General features: G+C 62.3%; 27 protein-coding genes and 1 tRNA gene. 9 read left to right on the forward strand and 19 right to left on the reverse strand.

Annotated elements, in window-relative coordinates; genetic code table 11:
- The first annotated feature begins 82 nt into the window (after positions 1 to 82).
- From pstS to H4V99_RS13075, 5 genes are all read left to right on the forward strand, one after another.
- Positions 83 to 1,177 carry a phosphate ABC transporter substrate-binding protein PstS gene (pstS, locus tag H4V99_RS13055; protein WP_280678971.1) on the forward strand — a complete coding sequence of 365 codons (1,095 nt, stop codon included), beginning with the start codon at positions 83 to 85 and terminating at the stop codon, positions 1,175 to 1,177.
- A 138-nt stretch (positions 1,178 to 1,315) separates the two neighbouring features.
- A complete protein-coding gene (gene pstC, locus H4V99_RS13060; RefSeq protein WP_280678973.1) occupies positions 1,316 to 2,260 on the forward strand; it encodes a phosphate ABC transporter permease subunit PstC in 945 nt (314 codons plus the stop codon).
- Positions 2,260 to 3,345 carry a phosphate ABC transporter permease PstA gene (gene pstA, locus H4V99_RS13065; RefSeq protein WP_280678976.1) on the forward strand — a complete coding sequence of 362 codons (1,086 nt, stop codon included), beginning with the start codon at positions 2,260 to 2,262 and terminating at the stop codon, positions 3,343 to 3,345. Before pstC ends, pstA begins: the two co-directional genes overlap by 1 nt.
- A 32-nt stretch (positions 3,346 to 3,377) precedes the next feature.
- Positions 3,378 to 4,157, forward strand: a complete 780-nt coding sequence (gene pstB / locus H4V99_RS13070) for a phosphate ABC transporter ATP-binding protein PstB (protein ID WP_280678978.1) — start codon at positions 3,378 to 3,380, stop codon at positions 4,155 to 4,157.
- A 475-nt stretch (positions 4,158 to 4,632) separates the two neighbouring features.
- Positions 4,633 to 5,673, forward strand: a complete 1,041-nt coding sequence (locus H4V99_RS13075; RefSeq protein ID WP_280680121.1) for an IS110 family transposase — start codon at positions 4,633 to 4,635, stop codon at positions 5,671 to 5,673.
- Positions 5,674 to 6,090: 417 nt separating this feature from the next.
- On the opposite strand, the gene H4V99_RS13080 is transcribed toward H4V99_RS13075, so the two are convergent.
- The 4 genes from H4V99_RS13080 to H4V99_RS13095 all read right to left on the reverse strand — a co-directional run bounded on the left by H4V99_RS13080 (position 6,091) and on the right by H4V99_RS13095 (position 9,366).
- On the reverse strand, positions 6,091 to 6,981 hold the full coding sequence (locus H4V99_RS13080; protein WP_280678980.1) for an aminodeoxychorismate lyase: 891 nt from the start codon (positions 6,979 to 6,981) through the stop codon (positions 6,091 to 6,093).
- Between the two features lie 49 nt (positions 6,982 to 7,030).
- Positions 7,031 to 7,882, reverse strand: coding sequence for an anti-sigma factor (locus H4V99_RS13085; RefSeq protein ID WP_280678982.1), 852 nt, complete (start codon positions 7,880 to 7,882; stop codon positions 7,031 to 7,033).
- The gene (gene sigK / locus H4V99_RS13090) at positions 7,879 to 8,463 is read right to left on the reverse strand and encodes an ECF RNA polymerase sigma factor SigK (RefSeq protein ID WP_280678984.1); all 585 of its coding nucleotides are present in this window, start codon (positions 8,461 to 8,463) and stop codon (positions 7,879 to 7,881) included. Before sigK ends, H4V99_RS13085 begins: the two co-directional genes overlap by 4 nt.
- 273 nt (positions 8,464 to 8,736) lie before the next feature.
- Entirely contained in the window at positions 8,737 to 9,366 is a 630-nt protein-coding gene (locus H4V99_RS13095; RefSeq protein WP_280678986.1) for a DNA-directed RNA polymerase subunit beta, read from the reverse strand.
- A 150-nt stretch (positions 9,367 to 9,516) separates the two neighbouring features.
- On the opposite strand from H4V99_RS13095, the gene H4V99_RS13100 reads away from it, so the two are divergent.
- Positions 9,517 to 9,589, forward strand: a tRNA-Lys gene (locus H4V99_RS13100).
- Between the two features lie 83 nt (positions 9,590 to 9,672).
- Here the strand turns inward: H4V99_RS13100 and H4V99_RS13105 are convergent.
- The 10 genes from H4V99_RS13105 to H4V99_RS13150 all read right to left on the reverse strand — a co-directional run bounded on the left by H4V99_RS13105 (position 9,673) and on the right by H4V99_RS13150 (position 18,168).
- The gene (locus H4V99_RS13105; RefSeq protein WP_280678988.1) at positions 9,673 to 10,632 is read right to left on the reverse strand and encodes a hypothetical protein; all 960 of its coding nucleotides are present in this window, start codon (positions 10,630 to 10,632) and stop codon (positions 9,673 to 9,675) included.
- Positions 10,613 to 11,005: a hypothetical protein gene (locus H4V99_RS13110; RefSeq protein WP_280678990.1), complete on the reverse strand. Its 393-nt coding sequence runs from the start codon at positions 11,003 to 11,005 to the stop codon at positions 10,613 to 10,615. The genes H4V99_RS13105 and H4V99_RS13110 overlap by 20 nt, the downstream gene beginning before the upstream one ends.
- Before the next feature lie 227 nt (positions 11,006 to 11,232).
- On the reverse strand, positions 11,233 to 12,378 hold the full coding sequence (locus tag H4V99_RS13115; protein WP_280678992.1) for a tyrosine-type recombinase/integrase: 1,146 nt from the start codon (positions 12,376 to 12,378) through the stop codon (positions 11,233 to 11,235).
- 37 nt (positions 12,379 to 12,415) lie between these two features.
- Complete coding sequence (locus tag H4V99_RS13120; RefSeq protein WP_280678994.1) at positions 12,416 to 13,081, reverse strand: recombinase family protein; 666 nt, start codon at positions 13,079 to 13,081, stop codon at positions 12,416 to 12,418.
- Entirely contained in the window at positions 13,078 to 13,470 is a 393-nt protein-coding gene (locus H4V99_RS13125) for a hypothetical protein (RefSeq protein ID WP_280678996.1), read from the reverse strand. The genes H4V99_RS13120 and H4V99_RS13125 overlap by 4 nt, the downstream gene beginning before the upstream one ends.
- A gap of 194 nt (positions 13,471 to 13,664) precedes the next feature.
- Positions 13,665 to 14,354, reverse strand: a complete 690-nt coding sequence (locus tag H4V99_RS13130) for an HGGxSTG domain-containing protein (RefSeq protein WP_280678998.1) — start codon at positions 14,352 to 14,354, stop codon at positions 13,665 to 13,667.
- Position 14,355: 1 nt separating this feature from the next.
- On the reverse strand, positions 14,356 to 16,461 hold the full coding sequence (locus tag H4V99_RS13135) for an AAA family ATPase (RefSeq protein WP_280679000.1): 2,106 nt from the start codon (positions 16,459 to 16,461) through the stop codon (positions 14,356 to 14,358).
- Between the two features lie 6 nt (positions 16,462 to 16,467).
- Positions 16,468 to 16,680 carry a helix-turn-helix domain-containing protein gene (locus H4V99_RS13140; protein ID WP_280679002.1) on the reverse strand — a complete coding sequence of 71 codons (213 nt, stop codon included), beginning with the start codon at positions 16,678 to 16,680 and terminating at the stop codon, positions 16,468 to 16,470.
- 305 nt (positions 16,681 to 16,985) lie between these two features.
- Positions 16,986 to 17,537 carry a hypothetical protein gene (locus H4V99_RS13145; protein WP_280679004.1) on the reverse strand — a complete coding sequence of 184 codons (552 nt, stop codon included), beginning with the start codon at positions 17,535 to 17,537 and terminating at the stop codon, positions 16,986 to 16,988.
- Positions 17,538 to 17,622: 85 nt separating this feature from the next.
- Entirely contained in the window at positions 17,623 to 18,168 is a 546-nt protein-coding gene (locus H4V99_RS13150; RefSeq protein ID WP_280679006.1) for a hypothetical protein, read from the reverse strand.
- 3 nt (positions 18,169 to 18,171) lie between these two features.
- Between H4V99_RS13150 and H4V99_RS13155 the strand changes: the two genes are divergently transcribed.
- Positions 18,172 to 18,345 carry a hypothetical protein gene (locus tag H4V99_RS13155; protein ID WP_280679008.1) on the forward strand — a complete coding sequence of 58 codons (174 nt, stop codon included), beginning with the start codon at positions 18,172 to 18,174 and terminating at the stop codon, positions 18,343 to 18,345.
- A gap of 153 nt (positions 18,346 to 18,498) precedes the next feature.
- Here H4V99_RS13155 and H4V99_RS13160 read toward each other — a convergent pair whose 3' ends face one another.
- A complete protein-coding gene (locus H4V99_RS13160) occupies positions 18,499 to 18,735 on the reverse strand; it encodes a hypothetical protein (RefSeq protein WP_280679010.1) in 237 nt (78 codons plus the stop codon).
- A 174-nt stretch (positions 18,736 to 18,909) separates the two neighbouring features.
- On the opposite strand from H4V99_RS13160, the gene H4V99_RS13165 reads away from it, so the two are divergent.
- Positions 18,910 to 19,137: a hypothetical protein gene (locus H4V99_RS13165; RefSeq protein WP_280679012.1), complete on the forward strand. Its 228-nt coding sequence runs from the start codon at positions 18,910 to 18,912 to the stop codon at positions 19,135 to 19,137.
- Between the two features lie 127 nt (positions 19,138 to 19,264).
- On the opposite strand, the gene H4V99_RS13170 is transcribed toward H4V99_RS13165, so the two are convergent.
- Both H4V99_RS13170 and H4V99_RS13175 read right to left on the reverse strand, forming a co-directional pair.
- Positions 19,265 to 19,480, reverse strand: a complete 216-nt coding sequence (locus tag H4V99_RS13170) for a hypothetical protein (protein WP_280679014.1) — start codon at positions 19,478 to 19,480, stop codon at positions 19,265 to 19,267.
- A gap of 301 nt (positions 19,481 to 19,781) precedes the next feature.
- Positions 19,782 to 20,402 (reverse strand): uracil-DNA glycosylase, encoded by a 621-nt coding sequence (locus H4V99_RS13175; RefSeq protein WP_280679016.1) that lies wholly within the window; start codon positions 20,400 to 20,402, stop codon positions 19,782 to 19,784.
- A 58-nt stretch (positions 20,403 to 20,460) separates the two neighbouring features.
- Here H4V99_RS13175 and H4V99_RS13180 point away from each other — a divergent pair, with 58 nt between their 5' ends.
- On the forward strand, positions 20,461 to 20,685 hold the full coding sequence (locus H4V99_RS13180; RefSeq protein WP_280679017.1) for a helix-turn-helix transcriptional regulator: 225 nt from the start codon (positions 20,461 to 20,463) through the stop codon (positions 20,683 to 20,685).
- A gap of 96 nt (positions 20,686 to 20,781) precedes the next feature.
- Here the strand turns inward: H4V99_RS13180 and H4V99_RS13185 are convergent, their stop codons facing one another.
- Both H4V99_RS13185 and H4V99_RS13190 read right to left on the reverse strand, forming a co-directional pair.
- Positions 20,782 to 21,138, reverse strand: a complete 357-nt coding sequence (locus tag H4V99_RS13185) for a hypothetical protein (RefSeq protein WP_280679019.1) — start codon at positions 21,136 to 21,138, stop codon at positions 20,782 to 20,784.
- 20 nt (positions 21,139 to 21,158) lie between these two features.
- Positions 21,159 to 21,473 (reverse strand): tyrosine-type recombinase/integrase, encoded by a 315-nt coding sequence (locus H4V99_RS13190; RefSeq protein ID WP_280679021.1) that lies wholly within the window; start codon positions 21,471 to 21,473, stop codon positions 21,159 to 21,161.
- Positions 21,474 to 21,495: the final 22 nt, after the last annotated feature.

Raw genomic sequence — 21,495 nt, forward strand, 5'->3', positions numbered from 1 at the left:
CCTATATTCGGCTGTGGGTCGTCACCGACCCGCACCCAGCACTGTTCTGTTTTGCACCCGAACTGCCCTGAAAGGGAACATCGTGAATTTTAAGCGTCTTGGCCGGCCCGCGGTCATCGCCATCGTTGCAGCACTCGCCCTGTCATCCTGCGCAGCAAACGAAGGCGGAACCGGTTCATCCGACACCGCCTCCGACAGCGGACTGACCGGCACACTGAATGCCGGTGGCGCCTCGTCGCAGCAGGCCGCGCAGGAAGCCTGGATCGCCTCGTTCCAGACGGCCAACTCCGGCGTCACGATCAACTATGACCCCTCCGGCTCCGGCGCCGGTCGCGAAGCCTTCATTGCCGGCGGCTCCGCATTCGCCGGTTCTGACTCCTACCTCAGCGAGGAAGAACTCGCCGGAGACTTCGGCTCCTGTGCCACGGGCACCAAGGGAGTCAACCTTCCCGTCTACATCTCGCCGATCGCCGTGATCTTCAACGTTGAGGGTGTCACCGACCTTAACGTGGATGCCACCACTCTTGCGCAGATCTTCAAGGGCGACATCACCACGTGGGACGACGCCGCAATCGTGGCGCTGAACCCCGACGCCACCCTGCCGTCCACGGCGATCGCGGCTGTGCACCGCTCAGATGACTCGGGTACCACGAAGAACTTCACGGACTACCTCAACCAGAACGCCCCCGATGTGTGGACCGAAAAGGCCGCCGACCCGTTCCCGTACCAGTCCGGTGAGGGCGCTCAGGGCACCTCCGGTGTTGTTGCCGCTGTCACCAACGGCGTGGGCACCATCGGTTACGCCGACGCGTCGCAGGCCGGCGATCTCGGAGTCGCCAAGCTCAAGGTCGGTGACGAGTTCGTGCAGTACACCGCCGAAGCCGCCGCCGAGGTCGTTGCCGGTTCACCGGCCGTTGAAGGCCGCGAAGCCAACGACCTCGCGCTGGACCTCAACCGCACCACCACCAACCCGGCAGAGTACCCCCTCGTGCTCGTGAGCTACGCCGTTGTGTGCACCGAGTATGCTGACGCTGCCTCGGCCGAACTCGTGAAGGCCTACGTTGGCTTCATGGCCAGTGCTGAAGGACAGGCCGAGGCCGCCGACAATGCTGGTGCCGCGCCGCTGTCCACCGAACTCCAGGACAAGGTCACCGCCGTTATCGAAACCATCAAGTAAAAATACATTCCACACAGCTGCCCGGTCGGACTTCGCATTTTGTATGCGAGGGTCGACCGGGCAAACTGAGGTTATCGGCCATTTTCTCAGCCGCACCTCTTCGACAGGTTCCACCACAGATTCAGGGAGATGCCCGGCATGACGACCGAAGTTGCCGCAACAACAATCAAGGCCAGACAGCGGCCGGGCGATCGAATCTTCTCCGGAGCCACCGTCGTGGCGGGAAGCCTCATTCTCGCCGTGCTGGCCCTGGTCGCCATCTTTCTGCTGGCGGAAAGCATCCCCGCCTTTACCGCTCCGGCGGACGAATTCGGCGGGGACATCACCAACTTCTGGTCGTATGTGGGCCCCTTCGTCTTCGGAACGCTTTGGTCGGCCGCACTGGCCCTACTGATGGCCATTCCGATCGCGATTGGAATCGCCCTTTTCATCTCGCACTATGCCCCGCGCCGGCTCGCTCAGGGCCTCGGGTACATCATTGACCTGCTCGCCGCCGTGCCGTCGGTGGTGTTTGGCCTCTGGGGTATCGGTGTCCTGGCCCCCCTCCTCCAGCCCTTCTACGGCACTCTTGTGGACTGGTTTGGCTGGATGGTGTTCTTTGAGGGTCCGGTCTCCGGAACCGGACGCACCATTTTCACCGTGGCCATCGTGCTCGCCGTGATGATTCTGCCCATCATCACCGCCATCTGCCGCGAAATCTTTCTGCAAACACCGCTCCTGCACGAGGAGGCCGCACTGGCCCTCGGCGCCACGCGCTGGGAAATGATCAGGATGGCTGTGCTCCCGTTCGGTCGCGCCGGCATCATCTCGGCTGCCATGCTCGGTCTTGGCCGGGCCCTCGGAGAGACAATGGCCGTGGCCATGGTGCTCTCCCCGAGCCCTCAAGTGATTTTTCAGCTGCTCACTTCCCAGAACCCCACCACCATCGCCGCGAACATTGCGCTGAACTTTCCCGAATCGAACGGCATCGGTGTGAATATTCTGCTCGCCACCGGCCTCGTACTTTTTGTGGTCACCCTCATCGTGAACATGGCGGCTCGCGTCGTCATCAACCGCCGCAAGGCCTTCTCCGGAGCGAACTGATGAGCACCACCACTGCCCGCCCCCTCAGCAACTCGCTCACAGCGGGCAAGCTGCCCAAGAATTCCCCGCTGTGGCTGTTGCTTGCCAGTTGGGCTGTGACCGGGTCATTCTTCGTGGTGCTCAACGTGTCGGGCGCCACCGACGGTTTCAATTTTGTGGGCACCCTCATCTTCGGTGCCGTGCTCTTCTGCATCGCCGTGTACATCTTCTCAAGGGCGGTTGAGGGCAGCCGTAAGGCCACCGACCGCCTCGTGACGGCACTCGTCACCGGCGCGTTCATCATTGCCCTGATCCCGCTGATATCCCTCGTGGGTACCACGGTGATCAACGGCCTCCCCGGCGCACTGACACCCACCTTCTTCACGTCGTCACAGCGCAACGTTGTCGGCGAGGGTGGCGGTGCCCTGCACGCCGTCATGGGAACGCTCCTCATCACGGGCACAGCCACTTTGATTTCGGTACCCATCGGGCTGCTCGCCGCCATCTACCTGGTTGAGTACGGTCGCGGCCGACTCGCCAAGGGCATCACATTCTTCGTCGACGTGATGACAGGCATCCCGTCGATCGTTGCGGGTCTTTTCGCCTTTGCACTGTTTGCTCTGCTCTTCGACGACCCCGGCATCCGTTTTGGCTTCGGTGGTGCCATTGCGCTCACCGTGCTGATGCTTCCGGTGGTCGTGCGCTCGAGCGAGGAAATGCTCAAGCTGGTGCCCAACGAGCTGCGTGAGGCCGCGTATGCGCTCGGGGTGCCGAAGTGGCTAACCGTTCTCAAGGTGGTGCTGCCCACATCTATTGCGGGAATCGTCACCGGAATCATGCTGTCCATTGCTCGCGTGATTGGTGAAACCGCCCCGCTGTTGATTATTGCGGGGTTCACCTCGAGCATGAACTACGATCTTTTCAGCGAACGGATGATGACCCTGCCGGTGTTCGTGTACACGCAATACATGAACCAGGGAGCCGATTTTCAGGCTTACGTTGACCGCGCGTGGGCCGGCGCACTGACGCTGATTGCCATTGTGATGGTGCTGAACGGCCTCGCGCGTCTGATTGCCAAAATCTTCTCCCCCAAATTCAGCCGCTAACTTTTTTCTGTACCAACCCGTGAAAGGGACTGATGTCCAAGCGCATTGAGGTCAACGACCTAAACGTTTATTACAGCAAGTTTTTGGCGGTCGAGGGAGTCTCTCTCGTCATTGAGCCGCGCACGGTGACGGCCCTGATCGGTCCCAGCGGTTGCGGTAAGTCCACGTTCATTCGCACCCTCAACCGCATGCACGAGGTTATTCCCGGCGCGCGCGTGGAGGGTGAGGTTCTGATCGACGGAAACAACCTGTACGGTCCGGGCGTCGACCCGGTGCTTGTGCGCCGCCAGGTCGGGATGGTGTTTCAGCGCCCCAACCCGTTCCCCACCATGTCGATTCAGGACAACGTTCTGGCCGGCGTGAAGCTCAATAACCGTCGCATGAGCAAGAGCGATGCCGACGCGCTCACCGAGCAGTCACTGCGCGGCGCCAACCTCTGGAACGAGGTCAAGGACCGCCTGGACCGTCCCGGTTCGGGTCTCTCCGGCGGCCAGCAGCAGCGTCTGTGCATCGCACGCGCCATTGCCGTGGCCCCCGACGTGATCTTGATGGACGAGCCCTGCTCGGCTCTCGACCCGATATCCACCCTCGCCATTGAGGACCTGATCGAGGAGATGAAGGCGCAGTACACGATCGTCATCGTCACACACAACATGCAGCAGGCCTCCCGCGTGTCTGACCGCACGGCGTTCTTCAACATCGCTGGCACCGGCAAGCCGGGCAAGCTCATCGAGTACAACGACACCACGACGATCTTCTCCAACCCCACGGAGCAGTCGACCGAAGACTACGTCTCCGGTCGCTTCGGCTAAACCGCCCGCCCGCCGTCCCCCTGCGCTCGCCCTTCGCTCCGCTCCGCCGGTCGCGCCCCCTCCGCTCCGCTCCGCCGGTCGAGCCCCCTCCGCTGGTCGCGCTCCGCCGGTCGCGCCCCCTCCGCTGGTCGTGTCTCGACAAGCTCGACAACCGAGTCGAGACCCCGCGAGACGAACTCGAGACTCGGTCACGAGGTCTCTGTAATGGTTATAGCTGGTCTGGTTATCAGCTGGCAGGCTGGTCTTGATTCGTGTGGGTTGCGTGACTCTTTTGGTCTCTGACTCTCTTCACGGAGGTGTCTTCGTCTCGACATGTCCGCTCCACGCATCGAATCAGGCCGGCCTGTGACCCTCAGAGTGACTTGATTAGAAGCCTGTCCGTACCCCCAACAGGGTCGTGACTCATTACAGAGATGTTCTCCGAGGAACCCCAGACCGGCACGACATAACACCCATCGAAGGAGTTATCGTGACCATGGTCTCACAGCAGTTCAGTTATGTCATCGGGGTGGATACCCATGCCAAGACACACACGCTGGTCGCCCTCGACCATCTGGGCGGGAAACACGGCACCGCGCAAACATTCCCGACAACTCCGCCCGGACTCAAACGGGCTCAGGCGTGGATCGAACGCGAAACAACAGGGCCGGTTTTGGTGGCCATGGAGGGCACCGGGTCCTACGGAGCCCAGTTCTGCGACCTCCTGACGGCCGCCGGCGTGCGCGTCACCGAAACCAGGCCGCCCAAGCGCGGCGTTCGCCGGGCCGGCAAAACCGACCCCATCGACGCAGAGCACGCCGCCCGCTACGCCCTCACCCTGCCAATGGAGCACCTCATCACGCCCCGCAACCACGCTGGGCACCACGCAGCCTTGACGGTGCTACTGACCGCGCGCGCCGCCCTCAAGAAGGCCCACAGCGCCTCCAACAACCGCCTCACAGCGCTGCTGCGCGGGTACGGCTTCGGCCTGGACGTTCGCCTGGCCCTCACAGCCGAGCAAATCAAAGTCGTCGCAGCCTGGCGCGCCCATCGAAACGATGACGTCGGCATGGTCACCATCCGCGCCGAGGCTGCCCGCGAAGCGCGAGAGATCCTCAGCCGTCAAGCCGAGCTCACGGCGAACGAGAAGGGCCTCCTCAAGCACGTGAAAGCCCTCGCCCCCTACCTGCTGCTTGAGCACGGCGTCGGCGCGATCGTCGCCGCGCAGCTGATCGTGTCGTGGTCGCACCAGGGACGCATCCGCTCCGAGGCCGCGTTCGCCCGCTTCGCGGGCATCGCGCCCATCCCCGCGTCATCGGGCAACACCATCCGCTACCGTCTGCACCGCGGTGGCGACCGGGCGCTCAACACCGCCATCTGGGTCACCACGTTCTACCGCTACCACCACGACCCGGCGACCGCCGCCTACGTCGAGAAACGGACGAAGGAAGGCAAGACACCCAAAGAGATCCAACGCGTCCTGAAACGCTACATCGCCCGGCACCTGTTCCGCGTCCTCGATAACCACACCACCTAAAACGACACCACCGCCCAGCGGACAGGCCATCTTCGACGGCCCGCCCGCCACCCTCACGCGCCCAAAAACACGCCACACGACTCACGAAACATCATCAAAAAAGACCTCAACAGCTTGACAACTCCCATAGAAGCGTCGAGACGCGCGCGAAAAGCATGCGCGCTCCTCGACCAGCGAGACCGTCGCGACCCCCCTCCGCTGGTCGAGCGCGAGGGCACGAGCAGTCGAGACCCCGCGAGACGATCCCGAGACTCGGTTGCGAGGTCTCGAGACGCGCGCGAAGAGCATGCGCGCTCCTCGACCAGCGGGAGGGTCGCGCCCCCCTCCGCTGGTCGAGCGCGAGGTCACGAGCAGTCGAGACCCCGTGAGACGATCTCGAGACGCCGACCAGCGAGCGAGGGGGCGCCGCCGGGGCCCTTAGTTGTCCGTGCGACCCAGCAGGTAGCTGTTGAACTCATTCGACACGGCGAAGTCCGTGCGCATCGGCGCGCCGTCCAGCGTTGTGACGGACACGGCGAGACGTACGCTGGAGACGAGCCAGGAGGCATCCGCTTCACGTAGTTCGCTGAGCGTCACATCGCGATACTCCACCGGCACACCCTGCGCACGAAGGTATTCGAACAGGCTCTGCTGCGTGGTGCCGTGCAGAATGGCGCCGTTCGGCGCGGGCGTCACGTACACACCGTCGATACGCACAATGACGCTCGACGTGGGGCCCTCCATGACATAGCCGTCGGTGGTGACAAAGATCGTGTCGTCGGCACCGCGACGTGTCGCCTCCCGCAGGGCCGCCATGTTGATGGCGTAGCTGAGTGTTTTAGCACCCATCAGCAGCCACGGTGCTCGCTCAGCCACCCCGCGCGGGTACCCGCGGTCCAGAGTGACCACACGCACGCCCGTGGCCCGCACGGCACCAAAATCTGCAGCCCGAGTGGCATGCAGCCACGCCGTGGGTGCCGGGCCGGACTCCACACCGCGACTCAGCACAAATTTGAGGGCCAGTTCCCCCTGCTGAGGAAGCCGGGCCACGGCGTAGGCGATCGCTGCACGCCACTGGGCCGGATTGGGCACCGGCAGGTCGCAGATCTCCGCGGAGTCGCGCAGCCGGGCAATGTGCGGCTCAACCTCCTGCGGATGCCCGTTCACCACGCTGAGCGTTTCAAAGATGCCGTCGCCACGCTGGGCACTGAGCTCCCCCACCCGCAGGGCGGGGGCCGCCGAATCCATCTCGTGGAACGTGTCATCGAAGGAAATGCGCTCCGAGTCCACGGAAACCGGATCGATCAGCAGGGTGAAGGGAAGACTCATGCTGTGAGCCTAATCCGCCTGCTGATCTTCCGAGGTAATCGGCCGTTGCCTAGGTACTTTGAAAGGCCACGATGGGGGCGGTTGTGGGCTGTTCCGAGCCACCGCGCGGTTCAACGGTGATCCCTACCGTGTCGCCCGTGTGCATGGCGCCGTCAAGCACGCGCCACGACGTTCCCGAGCCGGTGGAGTCGAACGTTCCGGCCGAGGCCGCTCCCGCAGCGTTGATGTACCAGAGCTGGTAATCCCTGTCACTGCCGAGGCTCGGAAGGTCATCGAGAAGAACCGCTGACAGTCCGAGCGCGTTGGACCACACGAGCGTGGCGTCGTGGCCGTCGGCGGTTGTCGTCACCGCACGCTCGGAGTCTGACGCTGCCGTGATCTGAACCATACCGGCTGCCTGTTGCTCGACAAACTGGTTGTTGTTCACGGCCTGACCCGCGAAGGTGCCACCCACGAACAGCACGACAGCGGCCGCGGCCGCCAACAGCAGTTGAGCCGGACGCTGAAACCAGCGTTGCTGGGCGCGCACCGACGCGGCGCCCGACCCCGCAGTGGTCACGGGCACCACGAGATCGTCGACCGGAGCGGTCGGAGCTGAGGCGTGGGTGTTCACAGCGGTGGGGATGACCGGCGTCGCACTCAGCGGGGCCAGCTGTGGTGTCGACGCGATCATGGCCATAAGGTTGCTGCGGAGCGCTGCCGACGGCGTCACCGGTGCGGCAGCGAGGCCCAGGGCCACGGCGGTGTCACTCAACTCGGCTGCCTCCGCACGCGCTGCCCCCGACGTAGAGAGGTAGGCCTGAAAGTCGGCTCGTTCGGCGTCGCTGAGCGCATCCAGTGCGTAGGCACCGGCAAGTTCTGCGACGCTCTCACCGTCACGCTTGTCGCGCTTATCGGTCATGAGGCCACGCCCAGTTCGTCGCGCAGACGAATCAAGCCATCGCGGAGTCGTGTCTTCACTGTGCCGAGGGGGATCTTGAGCATGCCAGCAACTTCGCTGTGGGTGTAACCGCCGTAGTACGCCAGACTGACCGCCTGTCGTTGCAGTTGCGTCAGTCTCAGCATTGCCTTCTCCACCCTTTCGTGTTCCATCCGAACCTCAACGGTTTCGGCAACGTGATCGTAGGCTACCGCGAGGTCGCGGATACCAATCTTTGAATCTCTGTCGCGGCCGGCCTGCGAGGACCGAATTCGGTCGACCGCACGTCGGTGCGCCATGGTCATAATCCACGTGGATGCGCCGCCACGCGTTGCCTCGTACCGCGACGCCGTTTGCCAAATCTCCAGAAAAATCTCCTGGGACACTTCTTCGGACTGCGCATGGTCTACCAGGAGCCGCTTGACCAGGCCAAGCACCCGAGGGGCGATCGCGTCATACAGCTCTCCGAATGCCAATTCGTCGCCACGGGCTACCCGTGCCAGCAGTTCCTCTTTGGAGAGAGGTTCCACCGACGAGTCGTCGAGGTTTAAATCAGTAGTCATAAGACCAAGCATGTCAGGTTCAATCCCTTTCCATGGAGAGGGTTCGGTGCGAAGTCCCAGATGGATTGGTTCTGACTGCAAAATGTTGCAAAAAAAATAGGTGAGGCCGGGCCGCAGAGCACCTCTCGGCGCGAGGCCGCTCGAAGCGGCAAATAATGGAACCCGGGATTACTGCGGCCCGACCAGCTCTCAGTCTACGCGAAATGCTCCCCGCCGCACGTGCTCAGGCGGGCACCGACAGCTCCCGTTCAGGTTGCAGGTCGGTCGCGCGAACTACTCGAGCGACTCGCTCCGCCACAGCCTGGCACAGGACGTAAACTCGGCCGCCGTCGTCGAAAAGCGCAGGGCACGCGTGGTGAGCTCGGAGGATCGTGCCGGTTCGGTCTGCTCAAGATCGTCGGCAACACTGGTGCAACCGGTGGCGGTGACACGACAGTACGCGGCGGCACGTTCGAGAGCAACCGCAAAATCACCGGTGAAGAGGCCGCGAAGAATTTCGTCGGCGAGCGCAATAATCTCGATCGGACCGGTGGGCACCGCAGCGCCCGCAACCACATGGTCAATCGTTCGCTCCAGCTCGATTCCGCGCTGGTACAGATACGCGGTGCCTTCCGGGTCCTGACGAATCAGCAGTCGAATGAGGTAAATGCGCCACAGCGCCCCGGGGAGGCTCCGCGGCGTGGCACGCGACCACAGTTCAGCAACCGCATCGATGCCGTTCTCATCGGTGTAGGCCACCAACCGTTCGACCGTTGCCGGGTCCGGGTCCGCCCGCACCCGACTGAGCAGCGCCAGGGCGGTCTCGTGGGCGACACGGCTGATCGCCTCGGGATCTTCCCCACCCTTGAACGCCTCAAACTTGTTGCTGGAGAACTGGGTGGGTTTATGAAAGTTGTCGGACAAGGGGGTTCTCCCGTCTCTCTGAACTCGTATTATGGCGATATCTCAGTGCGTTGGCTGCCCCGCGAAAACGGGACGAAATCAGTCGATTTCGGTTGCTCTCAACGCTACCCAGAAAAGCGCGCCACAAATCCACGGTACATTGGTGTGTGCGGGCCTCTAGCTCAGTTGGTAGAGCAAAGGACTTTTAATCCTTGGGTCGTCGGTTCGAGCCCGACGGGGCCCACAAGTGTTTGTTTGGGAGAGGGGTTGTCGCCTTCCCTAGCGGAAGCGCATCAACCCCTCCAAAACCCCTCCAAAACCGTCGCTTTAGCGAATAAGCCTTATGGCTGTGGCGGAGTACTTTGTCTTGGAATCTCCAGCGGCCCCGACTTCTTCTGTCGCCGACGCGTGAATTTCGACCGACATACCGACAAGAAGCTGTTTGATGTCCGACTCTGGGAGGTGTTTTGCATCCACCGTCTCAATTTCTCCGTCACCAATGTCGATCTTCAGCGGGCCAATATCACTCACGGTACGCAATGTGCCTTTGAGAAGCACCGGTTCCCTCGCCAGCTCTCGCGACTCAACCAATTTTCCAAGGTGCGTCAGCTCCGCAGTGCTCATGCGCGAGCCCAACCGCTTGCGCCGCGGTTGCATCCATGCGACTTCCGTTTCAAAATTGGCATCGACTAGTGCCCCCGCGAAATCTCGAAGAGTCGTTGCCACCCGTGGACCAGCTTCACGCAAAGACGCTACAAACTCGGAGTCGTCAGCGTTTGGCCCTGAATCCTTACTCATGTTCAACAGGTCAATGGATCGAGCTAGCGCAGCATCCACCAGTTGCTCTTCGCCATCATTTAGGAACTCGGCCTGGCCGCTTGGCAGCACTTCGTCGCGCGGTAGCATCGCGGGCACGAGCTGGAGAACGAGGCTGCCCGGAATCGCGGACCCATCCAGATTGAGCCTGGTCTTCGAGACGATATCGCCAGGCAACTGGCCTCTCAAGGAGGTTCGTCCCGTCAGCGAGAGTCCGGACGCGAGAACAAGGCGCTGGAAGTGGCGCATGACTTCGGCGACGTCGTCGACGGCCGCCGAATGACCATCCACCCCGTCACCAGTAAGTCTGAGAAACCCGAGCGAAACATCGCGCCGCACAGGACTCAGTTCGGCGAAGAAAGAGCTCAGGCTAAGCCTGCTGAGGTCCGCAGCATCTTCCCAAAGCAACTCTGGTCGCTCCAGATCCAACCGTGCGCGATAGCCCATCCAATCAAATGACATCGGGTCCATCCAACATTACTTCTAGGTACCCACGACGCGGGAGCGCATCCTCGCGCACCGCTGGAGCATTTTTTTCACCAGTACGCTTCCGAAGCCAGAAGTCATCCCAGAACCCTCGTTCCATTGTGTATTGATGGTGCTCAATTGTGTTTTGAACACCGGCTTCAGGACGAACATGCCATCGGCAATATCGGGTATCCACTCTCAGCCCCGTCACCTCCCGCACCTGGTTTGTTGCGAAAAGCTGTAGAACCAGTTTGTCATTAGGGTCTGACACCTGGTCGACAAGACGGTCCTCGCACCAGTAGACAACATCTAGATCATCAGGGTCGGACTTGTTGCTGATAAAGCTACCGCCGATCCACACCCATGCAACAGGCACGATTCGCCTAAGTTCATTCGTCGCTGATTCGAAGTCGGACCAGATCTTGCTTCGTGTGCTCGAAGTTGAATACCCCGCTCCATCAACGTACGTAGCCTTGACTTCGTCAAGATTTGCATTGAACCGACCGAGCGGAAGAAACCCAGTTCGGCTGTCTAAGACGGGAACCGTCACATATCACCCCAGTGTCGAAATTCACCCCAGCCTATTGGCACTCAAGGGCGACGCTAGACAGTGGAACGCGCGGAATCAACAAATGCGTCGAATCGAGCCACATGCTCGGTGTAGTCGCTGGGGTACAGGTGCGCGTAAATGCTGTCGGTCGTGGTGACACTGGCGTGCCCGAGCCAGCGGCTCACCTCGTAGGGCTTGAACCCGGCTGCCAGCCACAAACTGGCCGCCGTGTGGCGTAGGTCATGCACGCGCATCTCTGGGAGGCCGACTGCGCGGAGCGCGTACCGGAAGTAGTTCCGCCGGAAACTGCCAACATCGAGAACGCGCTCGAAGTCCACCGCGTGAGTGCCGACAGCGCGGCCCGGCCAGAACAACGCTCCCGGATCGCCAGAGTGCGGGTGCAGCATCTTGTATCTGCGTAGCTCGGCAATGAGTCCGCTGTGCATGAGCGGAACGTCGCGGGTTGAACGCTTGGACTTCGGCGTGCCGATGACCCACTCCCCCGCGATCTTGTGCAGGGTCTGGCGCACTCGAATATGTCCCGCTGCGAGGTCCACGTCACCGACCCGGAGCCCCATCAGCTCGCCTGCCCGTAGGCCAGTAAATGCAGCGAACCGGACCAGAAGCCCGCCCGGTGCAGAGCCGTCCAGTGCTGCACCGACGCGCTCTACGTCTGCCGCTGTGAGGAAGGCTGGAGCGAACGCGTCGGCAGTCTGTGGCTTCGGAAGGCGCACGCCGTCACATGGATTGTAGGTAATGAGCCTGTCGGCCGCAGCGAATTTGAACGCCTTGCTCAGCCCAACGAAGCAGTGGTGCACCGTCGCCGGAGCTAACCCCTTGCCAGTGAGCGCGACAATCCAGGTTTGGACCTCCGCCCGCGTGATCGTGGAGATGCGCCGACTGCCGAACGCAGGCAGGACATGGTTCCGATAGACCGATTCTGAGCTTCTGTAGGACAGCGGCTTGAGCGCCGGTTTGCTAGCCGCCAGAGACGCTGTCACAACGTCGCCGAGGGTCTTGGAATTCTTCACCAACGGTTCAGTGCTGGTGCCCTCCGCAAGGTCGTTCTCCACCCGGAGTGCGAACCTCTCGGCCTCGCGCTTGACCTTGAATGAACGCTGCTTGAAGGAGGAGCCGGATCGCCAGCGGACCTCATAGGCGATTCCGGTCTTGCGTTGCACCTCGCGCACATGGGCCATCAGTATCCGCCGTCCTCGACTGTGTGCGGCTCGAAACTCATGCTGCGACCTTTTCTGCAGAACGACGGACGACGCCGCCGACGACGGTGTGTGACCATTGGCCGGCACCGCTCTGTGTGGGTATACCGTCGATGTTGAGCCGCCGGGCGATGGCGGAAAGACTCAACCCTGCCGCGCGGTGCTGCAGGATGGCAGCTTGCACCTCCGGCGTGACCTGCGAGGGCTTACCGAGTTGAACGCCCTCCGCCTTCAGCGCTGCCAAGGCGGCTGACGTGCGCTCGCCGATCAGCTCCCGCTCGAACTGCGCCACCTGCATCAGTACCCCGGCGATGAAGCGGCCTGTTGCGTTGCCGGTGTCGAGGTCAAAGTCCAGCACGGCGATGGCCCAACGCTGCCGGTGTGAGGTGGCAAGCAGGTCGCCGAAGTCGATGACCGACCGAGATAGGCGGTCGAGCTTGGCTGCGACGAGGCCGTCGGCAGTGCGACGCTTCCGATTCCGCAAAACGGCGAGCGCGGCCTGCAGGCCGGGACGGTCGGTGTCCTTGCCGGATACGCCGTCGTCCACGTTCCACCCGACGATCTCCCAGCCCTTGACAGTCGCCGTGGACAGGATCGCTTCACGCTGCGCCTCGATGCCGAGCGAGGTGTCGCGGCTCCTGTCGGCGCGGCTGATGCGCAGATAGCCGAGCATGCGCTTGGTCATGCCTGAACCGGCTCGGTGGTCGTGGCCGGAGCGGCCTTCACTGGACGATGGCGAATCGCGGTCTTGGTCGCAGGCTCGGTGGTCTGAGCCTTGGCCTTCGGCTCGGCTTTGGGAGCGGTGGCCTTGGCGTAGGCGGCCTCGGCGGCGAGCCTGCGTGCGGCCTTGGCCCTGGCCTCCGCTTCAAGCTCGGCGGCTCGGGTCGCGATGCGTGTCTGGTTGCCCTCGCTCTTCTGGAACGTGCCGCGGAGGGCCGAGCTGAGGTAGACGGACAGCGGGTCTACCTTGTAGCCGGTCTGCTCCTCCAGCCATGCGGCGTAGGCGGCGATGACCGGGGTTACTTCCTTGTCTGCGTAGACAGCGAGGGCCGGGGTTTTCTTGGTGTTCGACATCGTGGTTTCTCCTTGTTCATTTCCGAGCGGTGATCCTCGTCACCGCTCCGAGGAAGTTAAACTTGCTTTTGTTGCATAAGGCAACAACTCTTTTTGCTGGCCATTTACGTGGTCGGAATGAGGCAACTCAGCCCGGTGTGCGCTCTTGCTCAGTGCGTGTGGGACCGCCCATCCTCGTGGGCCTCTGCTGCATCTCAGCCGAGGTCCGCCCGGCTTGAGCGCGCCTTGCGCCGTCCGTCCCCGGCTTCGGCTGCGTCCACGCCGAGACCCCGGCTGGAGAAGTTCGCGCCGCCCTCCCTTGCCAACAGGTACTGCGCTCGGGTGAGCTTGGACGCTCGAGTCTCCGGTTCGGGCGGAGCCTGCGCGAATAGCTCCCGCTCCTGCTCTGCGCGCTCTGCGTTGGTCGCCGCTCGCCGCTGACGCTTTTGGCGTTCGACCTCTCGGAACACCGAGACATCTCGACGGCTCTGCACCGCATCCTCCTCGTCCACCACAACTGCATCGATCACGTTGAGGTCCTCCTCGGCAACGTCAATCAACACGCCTTCCAGCACGTCGTCGAATGTGCTGTTCGTTGTGACACCGATCTCGATCTCCTGCTTGCCTGCGAGGTTCGCCCGGTCGAGGCCGTCGCGGATGGCGACTAGGCGGTGCTGCAGAGGCAGCTTGTCGTCCAGGGCGATCCTCAGCAGCGCGGACATTAGGTCGTCTGCACGCATAAGCAATCGCACCTGCGCCGCAGCGCGCACCTGCGGAGCCGCGCCTCCGTGCATGCGACAGACCGTCGCCCCGTTGATCGGTCGATTTCCACACGGCTGTCCGTTGCGCCTCCGTGCCTTGCATAGGGTCACGCTTTGTATAGGGTTCAAGCTCTTGCCGCTCATTTCATCTCTCCATCTCTGTAGTTGGTTCTCGGTTGATCTTCTTCTTGGGGTTGGTTCCCGAAGAACCCGCCGAAGTGCTCTGTGTGCTCCTAGAGCGGGTTCTTCTTGATTTACTGAGGTCTTTAGCGGGTTCTTCAGGTGATGCGGGTTCTTCGTCGGCGCTGAAGAACGCGTCGTCTTGTGCGACCGAATCCGGCTCGTGAAGAACCCGCTCCGAGAGCTTGTATTTGCGGAAGAACCCGCTCTGCCCGCTAACAGGTTCTTGGCCGGATTCTTCGGACACCCACTCCCACCCGCCGTCCATGCCGCCCTTCTTAGAGATGACCTTTGGCCGGCACCGATTCCTGGCGCGCCCGATTTGGCTTTTGCTGAAACCCTCGCCCAGGCCCACCGTCAACCCCTCGGAGGCATCGACGCGCCCGTTGCTTTCAGCCATGAACGTCTGCAACCAGCGCACGACTTCGTCCACGTCGGATGGGCGGTTGATGATTTCTGAGACAGAAACGGACGTGGCACCAAGCATCTCCACCTGAGCGACGTGAGCGCTCTCGCCGTCGTCTAGCTCGACCAAGGTGTCCACCAGGCGGTAGGCCAGAGACCCCGCTTCCATCCGCGAGTAGTTGCCCTTGTCCTGAGACAGCACGACAGAATCGTTGTCCTCGTCGTGGGCGAACAAGATGACCGAGCGGGCTGCATCCCGGTACGCGTGACTACCGGAGAGCTTGTCCGAAACGTGCCCGGCACCCTTGTTGAAGTGCATAATCCCGAGAATGACGGTGTCGGTTTCGGACGCGAGACGTGCGAGCGGGTCCAACACTGCTCTCACGTCTTGCACCTTGTGGTCGTCGCCCTGGATCGTAGACGTGATCGGGTCAAGAATGACGAGCCGCGCCTTGGTATCCCTGATGGCCTGCGCAATTAGCGGGATGTCCTCAGGAAAATTTGGAATTCGCTCACCGGTTTGTGCGTCTTCGGTGTGTTCAATGCCGAGTCTGTAGAAGCTGTCCATGTCGGCTCCGGCAGCGGTAAGCCGAGGCTTCATCTGAGTCTCCCAGTCGTCCTCCACGCTGACATACAGAACCGTGCTGCGCTCGTCTTGGAAGTCGCCCGGGAGTCGCCCGAATTGCGCTTCCACCGCAGCCCAGATTGCGAAGGTGGATTTGCCGACTCCACCGCGTCCCGCAAATAGCGTGAGGGTGCCAATGGGCAGGCGGTTCTCCCAGAGGAAGCGTTGTCGCCGGGACCGGATCAGCGAAGCGGCCTGCACGACAACGCGACTCTGGGGTGGCGCGTCGGGCGTCGACTTTGCAGCCTCTCCAACCAGCGCCGGGATGTCCTCCGGTTCAATGCGAATTAGCTCCTCGAGGCCATAGTCGGAACAGTGATCGCGGAGGTCCTTTCCCACCGCTGCATGCACGATCTCCATCTGCTCGGCTTTGACCCCTTCCTTCAGCAACGACTGGTAGACCGAAAGCGCGTGTCTGTAGCCCGGTGCGTCGCGGTCGGCAACGATGCTGATGAAGCTCGCGGTATCGCGGAAGTGCCTGGCGTGCACAGCCGTCCATTTATTCGCGCCGCCAGAGTTGCAAGTCGCGACAATGTCGTATGCCTGTCGCGCGGCCTCGGCATCCGCCTCGCCCTCTACAACGATGACATCAACACCGGTGTTCAGCGCCTCGGCCAGTTCCGGCAACCGGTACGGCAGCAGCTCGACACCGTCTAGGTTGTAGACCCACTTGCCCTTGCGCGCGGGGTCTGGTCGGCGCTGGCGGAACTGCTTACCTGACTTGCGCACGACCTCGTATCGGAGGTTGTTGTCCTCGTCGCAGTATGAGTAAACCGCTTCCTCGACGCTCGCTTCCGAGAGTTCAGACCACTTCAACCCGAGAATTGCGATGACGTCTGCCGTGTCGCATCCTGCTTTGCAGTCGAGGAGCACTTTGCCTCTATCGCCCCAAGAGATAGACAGCGAGGCCTCACGATCGTCGTGTTGCGGGCAGAGCGCCTGATACTGGGTGTCTCCGGAGTTTCTCACTCCATCCAGAAGACCGATAACCCGTTGCAAGGGTGGGGGTATCTCGGACGCATTCGCCCGATTCGTTGCCACGGTGGTCTACTTCGCGTCGCTGCGCGGCGTGACGGTGCAGGCTTCGATGTAGGTGTCGAGTTGCTCCTGCGTGTAGCGAGCGTGGAGGCCGCCGAGCCTCGTGTAGCCGAGCCTGCCGGACTGGCGAGCGCGGACGACCTGTCGCTCGGACAGGCCAAGGTACTGGGCAGCTTCTGCTGTGTCTAACCAGCGGCGAGCGCGGGGGTTCTGAACGGACATTGCGAATTCCTCCGGGGAGTTCGCGCCTTAAATGCGTAAAGGCGCACGTACGGGGCTGCAACCCATCGGTGATGAGTTGGAAGCCTCTCGTCTCGTACGCCCTAAGTCCCTTGGACCGGGTGAATGCCGTTCTGCCTACTCGCTACTGTTGAAGCTTTCGTCGTCCAGTCGTCCGCTTTCTCCGTAGTGCGGAAGACGACGTGCCTCGCAAGAGCGATCCTGCATAGAGGTACTGCTCGATGTTGATGCCCTGCTGGGCTATGTCTTGGTTTCGTATTCCGGTCTGCGCCGGTCTAGTTCCGAGTTTACCTGAAACGGGTCGGTCGCCGCTGGTGAGCGTCGGACGGCCCTGATTTTCTCAGCGGTTCGACAGTTGGTGCGTAGCGTTCCAGAGCCTTGTGGAGGCGCACCGTCTGGAAGGCGTACGGGTCAATATCGCTCGGCACATCGCAGTACCACTCAAGCGCTTCGCAGCCGAGTTCGTCGGTCGCGCGGATGAGGTCGAGACCCTTCAGCGGGACGCGTCTGCTCCATGCCAAGTCGCCCCCGAAGAACAGACCCTGAAAGCTCCGCGCGACGGTCCAGGCGGACATGCGCGCGCCGCGATCCTTCCAGACCGCGAGCCGCATGCTCGCCTCGGTCACGATGCCCCGCGTCTGCGGGTGCATGCACTCGGCGGGAGCTGCGACGTACCGAAGCGTGGCCAACGCAATTGCCGGGAGCGCCAGCATGCGCGTCTTCGATGTAAGCGCCAGGTCGGGCTCATCCTCCACCTCCCAAAATACGGAATGGTAAGTCTCGAACGGGCTGACAAGCGGCACGAACGCCGCAGACGGTACAATAGTTGATACAGACATTTGGTTTCCTCCTGATTTCTGTTCGGGATGATCGACCCCGGCGGTTGCGCTCCGGACCTCAGGCGCGACTGCCGGGATTGTTTTGTTACTGCAGGCGCTGCTGCGTGTTGATGGGCCGGAAGTTGTCGCGCGGCATCATCGACAGTGTCCGCTGCGTTGCCGCAATTGGGTCGGCCACCTTGGCGCGCAGGCTATCTGCGCTCCGGCTGTAGCTCTGTTGGAGGCCGCGCACCCTCTCGACCTCCCGGCAGAGCTTGGTGTATCGGCGAGTGAGTTCGGAGGTGTCCTTGCCACGCCGCAGATCGTCCCGGACGGCCTCCAACTCTTGCAGGAGCGAGAATGCGGCTTCGACGGAAGCCTTGCCTCGGGCTACGTGGCTCTCTGCCTGCGCCGTGATTATCTGCTCCATGGGCCGGACCCGGTCGAACACCTCCTCATCGACTGCGGCCACGGTCCGACGTTCGACCTCGGAATTCGGGTACGTCGCATTGCGCGCAGCGATACGTGGCTGGTCGAGGGCTTCGTCGGAAACGTATGTCGGGAAGTAGCCGCTCGGCTGAACAGAGGGCGTCTGGTCGAGCTCGCCGCCTTCGGGGCTTTCAACTTTCTTCACTCCAGGAATGTTGCTCATGATGTGGTCTCCTTAGCCGATTCGGTTCTTGCGAGCGCGGTCGAGGCGGACTGCCTCGGGGTTGGCGGTGTTCTGGATGCGGGCGACGGTCGCACGGCGTTTGTCCTCGGCCTCGAAGACCTCGGCAAACTCATCGGCTACGGTGTCCAGCCGATCAGCGAGCGTGTTGGTCGCTGACTGGAAGTCCCCTGCCGTCTGCGTGAGGGCCTTCTCCAGAAACTGGCTGCGTCCGTCGCGCGGATACTCAGGCAGCCCTGTTCGCGGGTCGAGTTTGCCGATGAAGCTCGGTGTAGGGCTCCAGGTCCTCTGGTGGTGGGGTCCGGGCCTTGTTCATTTCCTCTCTCGGTTGGTCGGTCCTGCTTGTTTGGTGGTGGCGAGCGCTGCGGCGACCTCGGGATACACGAGACCGTACGGCTGCAACCCGGCGAGTAGCGCCTGCCGGACGAAGGTCGCCTTGCTGGTGCCGCCTGACAGAGCCACGAGCGAGTCGATCGCCGCGCTGACTTCGGCGGGCACCATCGTCTCGATTCGCACCCCTTGAGCGATGCCTTGGGATGGTCTGGCCATCGATTCCTCCGTTGCTTGCCGGTTTGTGACGGGAGTAACTTAACTCCACCGGCAGGCCAAATGGCAACTCGTCTCCAGAATTAAATAGCTGATGAAGTGCACTTTCTGATTGCGCACGGTAAAGCGGAGAGGGTTCACCGCGAGGGAGACTTGAAGGTAAACAAGGAGGAAACCATGCCCAAGTTCACCGACCGCAGCGAGTTCCAAGGCCAGGCCGGTCCGCAGTACCCCAGACCCGACGGCACTCCGCGCGGCCTGTCAGTGAGCGAGCGCGCAAGGTTGCTGCGTCGGGAGGGAATGCGCCCCGGCTCGCCGTTCATCCCGCAGTCCGGGAACTACGACCCCGCCACCAACCCAAACCCCGGCTCGACTCAGCTCACACCCGGCTTCCGTCGGGACTAGCCACGCGCATCGCACCTAGTCGTGGCTGTGTGTGGCAGGAGATGACGAACGGGGCGGAGACGGGCACTCGGACCATTCCGCCCCGTCCTGCCATGAGATTGGCGCATAGCGATTAGAACGCAAGCTCCTATGCGAATGGCGCACTGTCGCTACCCAGTTCCCGCAGCATAACCTCGTCGCCCATCAGCATCGCGAAGTGCTCGGAAACGTCCAGCGCGAACTCATAGAGGGGTGGACGCCCGTCCATCGCCCTCCAGTACTGCACAATCATCGTGTACAGTTCGCCCCCTACCATCGCGACATGGTCGGAGACTATCTCGCTGTCGGCGACTATCTCGCTCATAGGGACGCCAGTAAATTTACTCATTTCGTTGCCTCTCGGTTGGGCCGCGTTGGCGCGGTTTACCCAAGGTTGTACGTCGAGCGGGTGGCAAGGCAAACAGCCGGAATTGACCGCGAGGCACCGTCAACCTACAGCCCCGGCAGGATGGAGACCGCAGCTGTCCGTTGCGACGGCGCGCGACGGTGCATCGCGGTCACCGGCGGTGATGTCACGGCTTGATAACGATCCGACCCCTACGCCGGGGAGCTATCGTGGCGGTTCGTCAGCGCATGGCCAAGCTCTTGTGGCTTTACGCGCGAATCTAGGCGTAACGGACAGCCCGTTCAAGAGCGCGCTTGAAATCGTCGCTATGTCCCGGCTGATTGAACGACAATGCGGACGGATGCCACGTCTCGAACACGGTCAGCGCACTTCCGACGAAGGGTGCAACGTGCTTTTTCCAGCCGCTTTGTGCGTAGCGCCCCGAAAGGACAATTGCGGAAACGTTCTGCAATAGCGGCAAGAGCCGTCTAAGCTCCATAGCGCCTTGCGCCATCACACTCACAGTGGGATGGATGCTCGCGGGTCCGAGGTACCACGGCACGATATTCCAAACGAGCACTCCGTCATGCAGGCCAACATCGTTACGCGTAGTCCAGATGTTCTGGGCCGTCGGGTCGTCATTGTCAACTGAAATGAAGCCTGAGCCAGGCCGCCCACCGTGCTCGTTGGCCATCGGCCCCGGCGCTTCAAGCAGCATCAGGACGCGAGCATCCACACCGGCCTCTGCGGGGTCAAAGTGCGGAACTACGACTTTCCGCCGCGCAGCGAGGTCGTCAGCCCAATCGCGCAAGGGTTGAGCGCTCGGCGCGGTTTCGAGCATCGCTAGTCGGTCCGCAACGCGGTCAGGATTACGGAAGCCGCGTGGCGCGTCGAGATGCATAGTCAAATGCTACTCATAGTCTGTAGACCCATAGTGTGCACACGCCGACGCTTGGATAGTGCCTGCCGTAGCCCCGATACAAAACGACCGCCGCGTCGCGTTTGGGCACCGCATCAGAGAGCTACGGCTGCAACTCGGGCTCAGCCAAGAAGCGCTGGCAGAGTTGGCCGGAGTTCACCGCACCTACATGGGCAGCGTTGAACGCGGCGAACGTAACGTCAGCCTCGACAACATTTATCGCTTTGCTGACGCGCTGGGCGTGGACGCGGGACAACTGCTCTAACGCCCTTGCGATCCCCGCGAAAAACCCCGCGTCTTCGGTCGTAGACGAGCCTTCGCGATGCTGCAGTAATGGTCGGTCCCGGTGGGCAACATCGAACTACCGCCCCCATTGCTTCCGAAGATCGGCCATCAGCTCCGGAAGCTTGACGATGTCTGGAGCCTCGAAGAGGATCGCGGCTCGTGCCATCTCCACCGTTTCACGAGCCGACAAACCTTCCGCCAACGCCTCTCGGAGGATGTCCTGGACAATGATGCGAGCCGCATACGCCTCTGGTTTGTCCGGACCGGCTGCGGACAACCAGACGAGGGCTGACTCGTCCTGGATGACGAGATGCCCAACGATTATCTCCGGCGGGAGCCAAGCGCGCGAGACTTCGCCCTCCCGCGCGTAGTCGGGCGCAGACCAACGTGCCGGGGCGAACGTCTCGTCCATCGGTCCTAAGTGGAACGGCATGATGTCTCCTTGGTCTACGCCTACATAGTGGCAGCGCCCTCTGACACGAACAACTCGAAGCGCTCGATCGCGCTGGAGTAGTCAGGCGGAGAGAGGTATCCATGGACGGTGTCGGTCGTGACGAGGTTCGCGTGCCCGAGCCAGCGGCTCACCTCGTAAGGCTTGAACCCGGCTGCCAGCCACAAACTGGCCGCCGTGTGGCGCACGTCGTGCGGCCGTATGTGATCCACGATCCCGAGCCTCGCCGCTGGTAATCGCAGTCGAAGGCAACCCCTCCGATAACCCCTCCGACCGCGCTCCGCCGCGGGGTTCCGCCTTACTCCGAAGCCCCCCACGGAATGGCTCCTCAACCACCAT

The sequence above is a fragment of the Cryobacterium sp. CG_9.6 genome, from assembly GCF_029893365.1.
GTDB lineage: Bacteria > Actinomycetota > Actinomycetes > Actinomycetales > Microbacteriaceae > Cryobacterium.